The sequence below is a fragment of the Roseinatronobacter domitianus genome, assembly GCF_023336755.1.
GTDB lineage: Bacteria > Pseudomonadota > Alphaproteobacteria > Rhodobacterales > Rhodobacteraceae > Roseinatronobacter > Roseinatronobacter domitianus.
Map to the genome: position 1 here is coordinate 247,251 of NZ_JALZWP010000003.1, position 12,919 is coordinate 260,169.

Annotated in this window: 13 protein-coding genes; 5 read left to right on the forward strand and 8 right to left on the reverse strand. The window is 61.8% G+C overall.

Going from position 1 to position 12,919, the window contains the following annotated elements:
- Window positions 1-4: 4 nt before the first annotated feature.
- Genes M3N55_RS05230 through M3N55_RS05255 form a run of 6 tightly spaced genes read right to left on the reverse strand, consistent with a single transcriptional unit; the run spans window position 5 to window position 6,389 of the window.
- The gene (locus tag M3N55_RS05230; RefSeq protein WP_249057080.1) at window positions 5-1,225 is read right to left on the reverse strand and encodes a CoA transferase; all 1,221 of its coding nucleotides are present in this window, start codon (window positions 1,223-1,225) and stop codon (window positions 5-7) included.
- Window positions 1,222-2,103: an HTD2 family dehydratase gene (locus tag M3N55_RS05235; RefSeq protein ID WP_249057082.1), complete on the reverse strand. Its 882-nt coding sequence runs from the start codon at window positions 2,101-2,103 to the stop codon at window positions 1,222-1,224. The genes M3N55_RS05230 and M3N55_RS05235 overlap by 4 nt, the downstream gene beginning before the upstream one ends.
- Window positions 2,100-2,996 (reverse strand): succinate--CoA ligase subunit alpha, encoded by an 897-nt coding sequence (gene sucD / locus M3N55_RS05240; RefSeq protein ID WP_249057084.1) that lies wholly within the window; start codon window positions 2,994-2,996, stop codon window positions 2,100-2,102. Before sucD ends, M3N55_RS05235 begins: the two co-directional genes overlap by 4 nt.
- Window positions 2,997-3,011: 15 nt before the next feature.
- Window positions 3,012-4,184 carry a malate--CoA ligase subunit beta gene (locus M3N55_RS05245; RefSeq protein ID WP_249057086.1) on the reverse strand — a complete coding sequence of 391 codons (1,173 nt, stop codon included), beginning with the start codon at window positions 4,182-4,184 and terminating at the stop codon, window positions 3,012-3,014.
- A 22-nt stretch (window positions 4,185-4,206) separates the two neighbouring features.
- Complete coding sequence (locus M3N55_RS05250; RefSeq protein ID WP_249057088.1) at window positions 4,207-5,148, reverse strand: HpcH/HpaI aldolase/citrate lyase family protein; 942 nt, start codon at window positions 5,146-5,148, stop codon at window positions 4,207-4,209.
- 23 nt (window positions 5,149-5,171) lie between these two features.
- Window positions 5,172-6,389, reverse strand: a complete 1,218-nt coding sequence (locus M3N55_RS05255; RefSeq protein ID WP_249057090.1) for a pyridoxal-phosphate-dependent aminotransferase family protein — start codon at window positions 6,387-6,389, stop codon at window positions 5,172-5,174.
- A gap of 141 nt (window positions 6,390-6,530) precedes the next feature.
- Here M3N55_RS05255 and M3N55_RS05260 point away from each other — a divergent pair, with 141 nt between their 5' ends.
- Window positions 6,531-7,937: a helix-turn-helix domain-containing protein gene (locus M3N55_RS05260; protein WP_249057091.1), complete on the forward strand. Its 1,407-nt coding sequence runs from the start codon at window positions 6,531-6,533 to the stop codon at window positions 7,935-7,937.
- 147 nt (window positions 7,938-8,084) lie between these two features.
- On the opposite strand, the gene M3N55_RS05265 is transcribed toward M3N55_RS05260, so the two are convergent.
- Both M3N55_RS05265 and M3N55_RS05270 read right to left on the reverse strand, forming a co-directional pair.
- Window positions 8,085-9,017, reverse strand: coding sequence for an NAD(P)H-binding protein (locus M3N55_RS05265; protein ID WP_249057093.1), 933 nt, complete (start codon window positions 9,015-9,017; stop codon window positions 8,085-8,087).
- Entirely contained in the window at window positions 9,014-9,913 is a 900-nt protein-coding gene (locus M3N55_RS05270; RefSeq protein ID WP_249057095.1) for a LysR family transcriptional regulator, read from the reverse strand. The genes M3N55_RS05265 and M3N55_RS05270 overlap by 4 nt, the downstream gene beginning before the upstream one ends.
- 108 nt (window positions 9,914-10,021) lie before the next feature.
- Between M3N55_RS05270 and M3N55_RS05275 the strand changes: the two genes are divergently transcribed.
- Genes M3N55_RS05275 through M3N55_RS05290 form a run of 4 tightly spaced genes read left to right on the forward strand, consistent with a single transcriptional unit; the run spans window position 10,022 to window position 12,739 of the window.
- Window positions 10,022-10,819: a S49 family peptidase gene (locus M3N55_RS05275; RefSeq protein WP_249057097.1), complete on the forward strand. Its 798-nt coding sequence runs from the start codon at window positions 10,022-10,024 to the stop codon at window positions 10,817-10,819.
- A gap of 3 nt (window positions 10,820-10,822) precedes the next feature.
- Window positions 10,823-11,014, forward strand: coding sequence for a hypothetical protein (locus M3N55_RS05280; RefSeq protein ID WP_249057099.1), 192 nt, complete (start codon window positions 10,823-10,825; stop codon window positions 11,012-11,014).
- A gap of 3 nt (window positions 11,015-11,017) precedes the next feature.
- Window positions 11,018-11,959, forward strand: a complete 942-nt coding sequence (locus tag M3N55_RS05285; RefSeq protein WP_249057101.1) for a calcium/sodium antiporter — start codon at window positions 11,018-11,020, stop codon at window positions 11,957-11,959.
- 3 nt (window positions 11,960-11,962) lie between these two features.
- Window positions 11,963-12,739, forward strand: coding sequence for an SDR family oxidoreductase (locus tag M3N55_RS05290; RefSeq protein WP_249057103.1), 777 nt, complete (start codon window positions 11,963-11,965; stop codon window positions 12,737-12,739).
- The last annotated feature ends 180 nt before the right edge of the window (window positions 12,740-12,919 follow it).

Sequence of the window (12,919 nt, forward strand, 5' to 3'; positions counted from 1 at the left end):
AAGGCTATGGTTTGCCTTGGCTGACCACGCCGTTGTCGAAAAGCGACGCGATTTCGGTATCGGGCAGGCCGATCACATCCCCCAAGATCGCTTCGGTATGTTCACCCAGCACCGGCGCGCGCACCGGCGCTTCGCGCGGGTCGTGGCTGAAGGACATGGGCGTTCCGGGCACGCGGTAACGGCCGATTCCGGGTTGATCGAGGTCGCTGAACATGGGGTTATCAAGCGACATGTCCTCATCTTCGGCAACGGCTTCCTTGAAGGTCCTGAATTGCGACCAGGTGACGCCTGCATCCTCTAAGGCTTGGGCAAAATCGGCAACTTTGCGGGCTTTGAACCACGGGCGCAGAATGTCTGTGATGGAATGGCGATGCTCCCAGCGCGCGCCCTCATCGCGCAAAGACACGCCAAGGCGCGATTCCAACGCGTCGATGGCGTCTGTCGTGGCGGTGACTTTTTGCAAGCCGCGCCATTGACGGTCGGTCAGGCCGATGACCATGACGCGCTTGCCGTCGGCGCAGAGGAAATCCTGCCCGTAAGCGCCGTAAAGCGCATTGCCGGATTTGGGGCGCGAAATGCCATTAACCTCGACTTCGCCGATCACGCCCAGATGGCCGAGCATGGCGGCGGCGACATCTTTCAGCGCCAGATCGACCGCAGAGCCGTGGCCGTGGCGCAAGCGTTTGCGCTCTGCCGCCAGAAGGGCTGAAACAACCATATTGCCCGCGATGCAATCCCAAGCCGGCAGCGCGTGCGCGACAGGGTCGGTGGAGCCTTCGGGTCCGGTCGCCATGGGAAAACCCAAGGCCGGGTTGACGGTATAATCCACCGCCGGGCGGCCCGCGCGATCGCCCGTCAGCGTGACCATGCACAGGTCGGGGCGGCGGGTGGACAGGGTTTCATAATCCATCCAGCCGCGCACGCGCAGATTGGTGATGAAAAGGCCTGCATCGTCGCCCGGCGCGCAGATCAGTTCCGAAATGATCTCGCGCCCGCGGGGGTGTTTCATGTCGATGGCGATGGAGCGTTTGCCCTTGTTCATCCCCGCCCAGAACATGCTTTGGCCAGAGGGCGCGACGGGCCAGCGCCCGGCGTCAAGCCCGCCTTCGACACGGTCAAAGCGGATGACATCGGCCCCCATCTGCGCCAGCGTCATGCCTGCAAGCGGGACAGCGACAAAGGCCGAGCCTTCGACCACGCGCATTCCGTTCAGGATACCACTCACGCAGACCACTCCATCCGGGCCTGCATGCATTGATGGTTCGCTGTGGCGGCGACGCTGAACAGGTCAACCGCCGGGGCGGCGACGTCCATCTGGCCAACAAGGGCGGTGTCCTCTGTGTGGAACATCGGGTGCACTCCTTTGAAGCGGAAGCGTTTGGGGGCCTGCCCGGTATGGCGGCAGGCGGCGTCCATCAGCAGGCAGGCCTGCATCGGGCCATGCACGATCAGGGCCGGGTATTTCTCCACCTCACGCGCGTAGGGCATGTCGTAATGAATGCGGTGCGCGTTGAAGGTGACGGCGGAAAAGCGGAATAGGCGCGCTTCGTTCATCGGCACGACCTCGTGGAAATCGGGGGTGTCCGGCGCAGGAATGGCACGGGGCGGGCGAAACGTGTCGGGCATGTCCAGATAGACGATGTCCTGTTCTTCTCGGATGGACCCGTTCTTGCCGTGCAGATCATGGCCAACCCGCACGAAGAACATCGACCCTGTCGTGCCCTGCTTTTCGGTCACGGCCAGAATTTCGGACCGGCGGTGCAAGACCTCGCCCACCTCCAGCGCGCCCGACCATTCCAGCTTGCCCCCCGCCCACATGCGGCGCGGATAAGGTAAGGGCGGCAGGAAGCCCCCCAGTGCCGGATGGCCATCGGTGCCAAGCTCTGACAGCGGAACGAATTCCGGGAACGCGATCCAGTGCCACAGGGGCGGCAGGGGCGCGCCCACGCGCAGGTCATGCGCAGGGGATGATGCGTGCGAAAGCGTCGCGCCCATCATCCCCGCCAAGTTCTGCGTCAGCGCGCCATCATGTTCTTCCACGCGGCCGACCCATGCTTGCGGATCGGCCACGGCTTTATCTTCATACCCTTTGGGGTGCATCATGCAGCAGCCTTTTTGCCAAGGATTTCTGCCACCGTCACCCCCATGGAGGACGGATTCGGCGCGACCTTGATGCCTGCTTCCTGCAGGATGACAACCTTTTCCTGCGCACTTTCGCCAAAGGCAGAGATGATTGCGCCCGCATGGCCCATCTTGCGGCCCTTGGGCGCGGACAGCCCGGCAATATAGGCCGCGACCGGTTTGGTCATGTGATCGCGGATATATTCGGCGGCTTCGGCTTCCTGCGGGCCACCGATTTCGCCAATCATCATCACCGCGTCGGTGTCGGGGTCGTTCTCGAACAGTTCCAGAATATCCTTGAAGCTGGAGCCGTTGATCGGGTCGCCACCGATGCCGACAGAGGTCGAAACACCGATGCCCAGTTCTTTCATCTGGCTTGCCGCTTCATAGCCCAGCGTGCCAGAGCGCCCCACGATGCCCACGCGCCCCGGCATGTAGATATGCGGCGGCATGATGCCCATAAAGCCCACGCCGGGGCTGATAACGCCCGCGCAATTCGGCCCGATCAGGCGCATTTTGCGGGTTTCCTTGTAGCGGCGCAGGAAGCGTTTGACCTTCATCATATCTTGCGCCGGGATACCGTCGGCCACGCTGACCGCCACGCGAATGCCCGCATCCGCCGCTTCCATCATCGCATCGGCGGCAACGGGCGGGGGCACGAACATCAAGGACGCATCGGCGCCGGTTGCTTCCACCGCTTCGCGCACGGTGTTGAACACAGGGCGACCCAGCACGGTGGTGCCACCGCGACCCGGCGTAACGCCGCCCACGACATTGGTGCCGGTTTCGATCATTTCCTGCGCGTGGAACTGGCCAATGCGGCCCGAAATGCCCTGCACGATGATCTTGGTCTCTGGTGTAATCAGGATAGCCATTTTGGTGGTCCTTTCTTATGCAGCGGCGGCATTGGGGCGCGCTTTGACGGCGGCCTCTGCGGCCTCTGCCAAGGTGCCTGCGGTTATGATCGGCACATCGGCGCTTTCGAGGATGCGGCGACCTTCTTCCACATTGGTGCCCGCCAGGCGAACAACTACAGGGATGGTCATGCCCACTTCTTTATAGGCTTGCACAACCCCTGCCGCGATCCAGTCGCACCGGTTGATGCCTGCGAAGATGTTGACCAAGATCACGCTTACATTCGGGTCGGTCAGAACCGTGCGGAAGGCGGTCACGACGCGCTCGGCACTCGCCCCGCCGCCGATGTCAAGGAAGTTGGCGGGTTCAGCCCCGGCCAGCTTGATCATATCCATCGTCGCCATGGCAAGGCCCGCGCCGTTGATAATGCAGCCAATATCGCCATCAAGGCCAATATAGGACAGGCCAGAGCCTGCCGCCATCGCCTCGCGCGGGTCTTCCTGGCTTAGGTCACGCAGCGCGGCCACTTCGGGGCGGCGGAACATGGCGTTGGTGTCAAAGCTCATCTTCGCATCCAGTGCCACCAGATCGCCAGAGCCAGTAATCGCCAGCGGGTTGATCTCTACCATGGTGGCGTCCAGATCGCGATACGCGCGGTAACAGGCGCGCAGCGTGTTGACCATCTGGCCGATCTGGCTGCCCGTCAGGCCCAGCCGAAAGGCCAGCTCGCGCGCCTCAAAGTCGCACAGGCCAGAGGCCGGATCGATAATCATGCGCACAAGGCTGTCGGGGTCGTTTTCGGCCAGATCCTCAATCTCCATCCCGCCTGCACCCGACGCGACAATCATGATGCGTTCGGATTTGCGATCCAGCACAAAGCCCAGATAAATCTCTTGCGCAATGTCGGTCGCCGCTTCCACCCACAGGCGATAAACGCCTTTGCCCGCTGGCCCGCTTTGCTTGGTCACAAGCTGACGGCCCAGAATATTGGCGGCAAATTCGCGCACTTCTTCATCCGTGCGGCAGAATTTCACGCCACCCGCTTCGCCGCGCCCGCCCGAATGGATCTGCGCCTTGATAACCACCGGCAGGCCGATTTCGCGCGCCTGATAGGCGGCTTGCTCTGGCGAATAGGCCAAGCCCCCATTGGGCACCGGCACGCCAAATTTGGCCAGAATATCCTTGGCTTGATGTTCATGAATGTCCATGGTCTCTCCTCCCTTGGAGTTCTCAGCCTTTGGCCGCGATAGCTTCGGCCACATCAATCAGGTTGCGCGCCATCTTCTCGGACGCCGCGTCGATCATCTTGCCATCGAGCGAGGCAGCGCCCTTGCCCTGCGCTTCGGCTTTCTTCAGCTCTTCGATAATGCGGTGTGCCTTGGTCACTTCCGATTCCGGCGGGCTGAACACCTCGTTCGCCAGCGCGATCTGGCTGGGGTGAATGGCCCATTTGCCTTCGCAGCCCAAAGCCGCGGCACGGCGTGCGCCAGCCTTGTAGCCTTCGGGGTCCGAGAAATCGCCGAACGGTCCATCGACCGCGCGAAGCCCGTAGGCGCGGCAGGCCACAACCATGCGGGTGATCGAGGCGTGCCACTGGTCGCCCGGATAATCGGGGTTCAGACCGCCGATATTCGTGGTGCGGGCGCGCATCGACGCGGCATAGTCGGCCACGCCGAAATGCAGACATTCCAGACGCCCGCCGAATTGCGCGATGGCTTCGACATTGGCCATGCCCAGCGCGGTCTCAATCAGCGCTTCCAGCCCCACGCGGGTTTTCAAACCGCAGCCTTGTTCGATCTGGTTCACCATGGCCTCGACCATATACAGGTCCGATGGCACACCCACTTTCGGCACCAGAAGCGTATGCACCCGGTCGCCCGCTTGTTCCATGATATCGACCACGTCGCGATACATGTAATGCGTGTCCAGCCCGTTGATGCGCACCGACACGGTCTTGCCCTTGGCTTCCCAGTCAATCTCGTTCAGCAACTTGACCGCATTCTTGCGGGCCTGTTCCTTTTCGGGCGGCGCAACCGCATCCTCCAGGTCCAGGAACACCACATCGGCATCGCTGTCGGCGGCCTTCACCACCATGTCGATATTCGAGGCAGGCACCGCCAATTCGGACCGATGCAGACGCTGCCGCCGAAGCGGGTAAAGAGTGTGTGACATGAAATGTCCCTTCCAGAGTGGGGTTATTCGGCCGCGATCGGGGTGGTTTCCACCACGCGCGGGCGGTCACGGCGCTTGCCGTCCGACCAATAGCGTTGGGCGCTCGCCAGCCCCGCGCCCAGTTCAATATTAACGCCCGCGCGCCACATGGCCATTTCGGCCATCGACAGCGCGCCCGCCAACGAGCCTTCATTGACCCAGTCCAGATGCCCGATGCGGAACACCCGCCCTGCCAAGCGGCCAAGCCCGCCGCCGAAGGATGCACCAAGTTCGTCATAGGCAATGGCGATCACCTCGCGCGCATCAATGTGCATGGGCGTGCGAATGGCGGTCACGGTGTCGGAATAAAGCGAGGGGTGTTCTGCGACCATCTCCAGCCCCCAAGCCTGCACGGCGGCGCGCACGCCAGTTGCCATGCGGGCATGACGGGCAATGACGGTGTCGATGCCTTCCTCCAGCAGCAGCCCAACCGAAGCGCGCATCCCGTGCAGCAGCGGAATAGGCGGCGTGTAGGGGAAGACCCCGTCGTCCTGCAAATTTGCCATATCGGCAAATTCAAAATAGGCGCGGCGCATGGTTGCGGTTTTAGCCGCCTGCATCGCCTTGTCGCTGACGCCAAGAATGCCCAGACCGGCAGGGCACATAAACCCCTTCTGGCTACCCGTCACGGCCAGATCGACCCCCCAATCGGCCATCCGAAACTCGATAGAGCCGATGGACGAGACGCCATCCACGAACAAAAGCGCATCGTGGAAAGTCATGTCCAGCGCGCGGCGCACAGCGGCCACATCGGACGTGACGCCGGTTGCGGTTTCATTATGCGTGACGAAGACGGCCTTGATGCGGTCATCCTTGTCAGCACCCAGACGGCGCTCAATTTCCTTGACCGGACAACCCGCGCCCCAAGCGACATCAATCAACTCGACATCCAGCCCCAAACGCTCGGCCATCTGCGCCCAAAGCACAGAAAAATGCCCATGCCGCGCCATCAGCACGCGGTCACCGGGGTTGAGCGTGTTGGTGATCGCGGCCTCCCATGCGGCAGACCCGGAACCGGGGAACAGAAAGACATTGCCCCGCTCCATCCGCATAATCTGGCGCAGCCCAGCGCTAATGTCGCGCGCCAAAGCACCGAAACCGGGGGCGCGATGGTCCTCTGCCGCCACGTTCATGGCGCGGCGCACGGCTTCGGGGATCGGCGTTGGGCCGGGCGTGAAAAGATGTGATTGTCCGATGGTCATGTGCGGCGTCCTCCCAAACGCGATGGGCAGACCATGCGGCACAAATAGCGGTTCGTGAATTCTTTCCGCGTCCTGCTGTAAATGCGAAGATTTACATGTTATCATTTCTGTAAATCTGTGAATTTTACAGGATACAATTGCATGCTGAAAACCTTCATTGGCCCCCGACTGCGGCGCCTGCGGCAGGAGCATAGCCAGACTCAAAGCCAAATGGCGCGGGCGCTGGGGATATCGACATCTTACGTCAACCTACTGGAAAAGAACGAAAGATCAGTATCGGTCCCGGTTTTGCTGAAGATATTCGAAACCTATGGCGTCGAATGGCGCGACATTGCCGAAGATGATGATACCGCCACACTGGCCGACCTGCGCGCGGCGCTTCTGGACAACCTGTTCGACGCAGATCGCCCCGATTTACCGCAACTGCGGGCCGCACAAATCCACAGTCCTGACCTTGTGGCGTCTTTCCTGACATTGCACCGCGCGTATCAGGCTGCGACAGATCAACTCATGTCACTGGCGACCAGCGGCAGCGGCGCGGGCGATGTGCTGCCAAGCTCGCCCGAAGCCGCCGTGCATAACTTCTTTCGGCGCAATCACAACCATTTCGCGGTGCTCGAATCGGTCGCGGCAGAGTTCTGGGGCGGCAAGACGGTTGCCCCCGACGACACCTATGCCACGCTGAAAGCGCTGCTGCGCGACCGGCTGGGCCTGCATGTGCGTCTGGTCACAACCGCAGAGATGCCGGACACATTGCGCGAATATGACGAAGCCGCCCGCGAGGTGCGCCTGTCGGAAGCGATGGACCATCCCAACCGGGTGTTCCAGCTTGTTCATGTCGCAGGGTTGATCGAACATGCGGACCTGCTGGAAAAGCTTCTGTCGCAATCACGAATCACCGACCCGCACGGGCTGGCCCGCTGCCGTGTGGAACTGACCAACTATTTCGCCGCCGCCGTGTTGATGCCCTATGCGCCATTCTTGTCCGAAGCCCTGGCGTCTAAATACGATTTCACGCATCTGGCCACGCGTTTCGGGGTCAGCTTTGAACAGGCCTGCCACCGGGCGACCACCTTGCAGCGGGCAGGCGCGCAGGGGGTGCCGTTCTTCTTCGTACGAATCGACAAGGCCGGCAACGTGACCAAGCGGTTCAACGCGACAGATTTTCACTTGGCGGAATATGGCGGAGCCTGTCCACGATTGGACGTGCATACGTCGTTCCGCACGCCGGGGCAGATTGTGCCGCAATTCGTGGAAATGGCAGACCGCAGCCAGTTTTTCGTGTTCTCGCGCACGGTGGATCGACCCAGTCTGTCCGGACACGCAACCGACGTGCGGCTGGCGGTGGCAATGGGCTGCGATGTCGAACATGCCGCGCAGATCGGCTATGCTGAAAGCCTGCGGGCCAGCAAAACACGGCCGGTGCCCATAGGCATAAATTGCCGCACCTGCCCAAGAGCGGATTGCGACCAACGCGCGCATAATGCGGTGGTTCTGTCAAAACCGGTGGATGCACGGCGACGCGGGGCGACGCGGTACGCAAGTTGAATGGGGATGTGCCAGCGCAACAGATTTTATCGCCCTGAGCATTGGCCCGAAGGCCGCCCGTCACCTCGCCAAAGCGCGGCATCAAGGGCGCAGCCCGCCGCGCCAGCGCCGTCGCGGCCCAGCGCGGCGACTAGCCGGGCAAGACCCCTAAAACATCGCGTGATCGCCCAGATCGGTTGTCACCTCGCCCCGCAATAGCGCTGCGTAATGGTCGCGCAGGGTTTCGGTGCCGAATTCTGGTGTAGCGTCGGCGTCATAGCATTTGCCGTCCCAAACCAGCATCGATTCAGTCGCATAATAGCGCCCGATGCGGGCAAAATCGGCCTTTGCGCGCAGGGCTGGCACCACCCGCCCGCCAAGTGACAGCGCGCCGATAATCGTGTCCATAACGCCCACGGGCAGGCTGCGGAATTTCGGGGCTTGGCCGGTCATCTGAAACAACATTTCCCCCTGTTGGCGCGGGGTAATTGCCGGTCCCGGCCCTCCGATTGGTAAGATACCCTCGCGCGCAGGGTCATCAAGACAGCCCACGATAAACGCCGCCAAGTCACGGTCCGAGATGGGTTTGCACGCCGTCAACCGACCATCGCCGAATAGCAGGAACGGCTTGCCAGCCTGCACCCGCGCCACCTGCCCCGAAAGCGACTTGAAAAACGCGGTGGGACGAATGATGGAATGGCGCAGGCCAGAGGCTTGCAATTCTGCCTCGAACGCCAGTTTCGCACGCTGGAATTCCAGCAGCGGCTTTTGCACACAGATCGCAGATAACAGCACGAATTGTCCCACGCCCGCAGCCTGCGCCGCACGCAAAAGCGCCAGATGCGCAGCGTAGTCCACGGCCCACGCATCAGCGGGCGCGCCGGAACGCGAGGCCATACAGGACAGCACCGCATCTACCCCGCGCAGCGCCCCTGGCGACAACGCATCCGGCAGGGCAAGATCCGCTTGGCAACGCGTCACGCCCTCGGGCAAGCGGCTGCCCGGCCGCGCAAGGCAAGTTACATCATGCCCCTCGGCCTGCAAACGGTCCAGAACGGCGCGCCCGATTGTGCCGGTTGCACCTGCCAAAAGAACCTTCATGCCTTGTCCTTGCGCGCTTTGAACAAACGCCGCGCCTGTGCCAGCAGCGCCGTCAAAACCGGCGTGTGCGGTTCGCGCCACGGGGCGATCAGCCCGACCTCTTTCGAGCTCTGCTCGCCGCGCAGCGGAATGGCGCAAAGTTCGGGTCGCGCCGCGAACAGCATGGCCGTGTCGGCATTTACGATACTGACCCAATCGCCGGTCAGAACATGCGCAACCAGTGCAATCATGGAGTTGGATTCGATGCGCGGGGCAATCGGCACACCGGCTTGCACAAGTTCATGGTTGATAATGCGCCGGTTCTGCATGTCTTCCGTCAACAGGCATAAGGGCAGCCCCGCCAGATCGGCCCAATTCAGCGACGATTGTCGCGAACAGGGGCGGCTCTTGGCGGTCAATAGCAGGTAGCGTTCGGTGTAAAGCGGCTCTGTGACGACGCGGCCCAAGGGTTCGTTATCCAGATAGCTGATCCCCGCATCCAGCCGCAAATCATCAATCTGTTGCAGGATCTCTATGGAGCTGCGCGACAGGATTTCGATCTGCACGCCGGGATGGCGGGCAATGAACGGGCCGGTCAGATCTGCCACCATAGGCAGCGCAGTGGGCACCACGCCCAGCCGCAAATTGCCCGACAACCCATGCCGGGCAGAGCGCATTTCCTGCCGCAATGTGCGCGCATCGCCCACAATACGGCGCGCCCAGTCCAGCACCCGCGCGCCTTCGGGCGTCAGCCCCTCAAAGCGGCTGCCACGCCAGACCAGTTGCACACCCAATTCGCCCTCTAGCTGCTTTATCCCAGCCGACAGCGAGGGCTGCGAGATGCCGCATTTCTCGGCAGCGCGGCCAAAATGGCGTTCGGCGGCAAGGGCCATGAACATTTCCAGACGGTCAAGCATGCGGCTATTCTCCTGCCCGGTATATGGGCAGAGCCTATTTCGCCACGCAAGCCGATAATCCGGCGCGCCCTCTTGTTGCCTGCGCACGGCCAGCCTATTTGCGAAATCATGAAACATCTTATTCCGTTCATCAAGACGCCGCCCAGCGTAGCGGTCATCCGCCTGCAAGGCATGATCGCCAGTGGCCCCGGCGCGGGCCGTCTGAACGACGCGGCCCTTGCCCCTGTAATTGAAACCGCGTTCAAACGCGGCAAGCCCAAGGCCGTGGCGCTGGTCATCAACTCGCCCGGTGGCAGCCCGGTGCAAAGCGCACTGATCGCAGCCCGCATCCGGCGGCTGGCCGATGAGCACAAACTGCCCGTGCTGGCCTTTGTCGAAGATGTCGCGGCCTCTGGCGGTTATTGGCTGGCCACGGCGGCGGATGAGGTGTTCGCCGATGCCAATTCGATCCTTGGGTCCATTGGCGTTATTTCTGCCGGGTTCGGGCTGCAAGACCTGATCGCGCGCTACGGGGTAGAGCGCAGGGTCTACACCTCTGGCACGTCGAAATCGCAACTGGACCCGTTCCGCGCAGAAAAGCCCGAAGACGTGGCCCGCCTGCAAAAGCTACTGGACCAGATACACCAGAATTTCATTGCGCAGGTCAAGGACCGGCGCGGCAACAAACTGGCCGAGCAAGACCTGTTCACCGGCGAATTCTGGCTGGGCGCGCAAGCGGTTGATTTGGGGCTGGCCGACGGGCTTGGCCATCTGGTCCCAACCCTGAAGGACCGCTACGGCGACAAGGTGAAATTCCGCGTCTACGGCCCGCGCCGCCCCTTCCTGTCGCGCTTCGGGCTATCGCTGATGCAGGACGCGCTGACCCTTTCGGAAGAACGCGCGCTTTATGCGCGCTTCGGGCTGTAGCCCATGCTGTTCAAGGTTGTTGTCGGGTTTTTGCTATTCATGATCGTGATGGGCGCGGTCCAGAAATGGCTGAACCCGAAACATCGCACCCCGCTGGACCGGCTGCGCAGCACCAAACTGCCGAAACCCCGCAAATGTAAAACCTGTGGTCGCTTCCTGCTGGGGCAGGACGATTGCACCTGCAAGGACCGATAAGTCATGCTGCTTGATCTTGGGATGGTGGTGGGCGGCCTTGTCGTGCTGCTGCTGGCGGGCGACCTGCTGGTGAAGGGGGCCGTCAACCTGTCGCTGCGACTGGGCATTCCCGCGCTTCTGGTGGGGATGACAGTTGTGGCCTTTGGCACATCGGCGCCAGAATTGCTGGTCTCTGTGCGCGCCGCGATCGAGGACGCCGGCGGGCTGGCACTTGGCAATGTGGTGGGGTCGAATATTGCCAACATCCTGCTGGTGCTGGGTGCGCCCGCGCTGATATCGGCCATGGCGGTCGGGCGCGACATTACCCGCGATTACGCCATTATGATCGGTGCTTCGCTTCTGTTCATTGCCGTGGCCTTCACCGGGCAGATCGGAACATGGCAGGCGCTGGTTTTACTGGGCGCATTTGCGCTGTTCATGGCCGACAGTATCCGCCGCGGGCTGAAATCCCGCGTGGAACCAGATGAACTGGAGGGTGCGGACCCCGGCATTGGCTGGCACAAGATCACGATTTTCCTTGTGCTGGGCTGTATCGGCCTGCCACTTGGGGCAAATTTCCTTGTCACCGGGGCCACCGCCATTGCCACCGACCTTGGTGTATCCGATGCGCTGATCGGGCTGACGCTGGTGGCTATCGGCACCTCGTTGCCCGAACTGGCCGCAACAGTCATGGCCGCCATCCGCCGCGAGGGCGGCGTGGCGCTGGGCAATATTGTTGGGTCAAACCTGTTCAACCTGCTGTTCATCTTGGGCACGGCGGGGCTGTTCGGCACCATGACCTTTCCGCCAGAAATGTTCCGTCTGGACCTGTGGGTCATGCTGGGCGCATCATTGGTGCTGGCGCCTTTCATCTGGCGTGCCGCGCCGATCACGCGGGTCTGGGGCGTGGTCTTGCTTCTGGGGTATGCGGGCTATCTGTGGGTTCTTATCCAATCCGGAGCCTGACTCATGCCCAATGCCCTTGTGACCGGTGGCGCGCGCCGTTTGGGCCGCGCCATGTGCCTGTATCTGGCCGGGCGGGGGTATGACGTTGCCATCCACTACGCCAGTTCCGGTGCAGAAGCAGAGGCACTGGCCGAAGAGATCCGCACAATGGGCCGCCGTGCCGTTTCTGTGCAGGCAGACCTGCTGGACGAGGCCGCACTGGCGCCGATCGTGAGCAATGCCGCAGAGGCGCTTGGCGGGCCGCTATCCGTGTTGGTCAACAACGCCTCTATTTTCGAGCAGGACAGCATCGCCACCGCCACCCGCGAAAGCTGGGACCGGCACATGATGAGCAATCTGCGCGCGCCCTTTGTGCTGACCCAAGCCTTCGCAGCCCAAGTGCCCCGGCCCGACATGGACCTGCAAGGAGAGCCGGTCGCGCAGGGACTGGTCGTCAACATGATCGACCAGAAGGTGCGCAAGCTGACACCGCAGCACATGACCTATTCCATTGCCAAAATGGGGCTTTGGGCCTTCACCCAAATGGCGGCGCAGGATTTGGGCGGGCAAGTGCGCGTCAACGCCATTGGACCGGGGCCCACGCTGCAAGCCCATGACCAGACCCGCGCGATCTACGACGCAAGCCGCCGCGCGACCGTTCTGGGCCGCGGCGCAAACCCCGACGACATCACCGCCGCGCTGGGCTATTTCATAGACGCAAAAGCCGTAACAGGGCAGTTATTGTGCATTGATGGGGGCCAGCATTTGGTTTGGCAAAGTGCCGATGTCATCGACCATTGACAACGAATGTGACGCGTTATCGCAAAAGTTGTGCACCGCTCACGAAACCGTCACAAACTTGCAATGAAAACTGCCGGTTTATCAAAGACTTGTAACGCGGAAAAAAATTTACTAGCAAAAACAATGCTTTAAATTAATGCCTATTTTTTGGGCAGACCATCAAAGCGCCTATGCCATAAG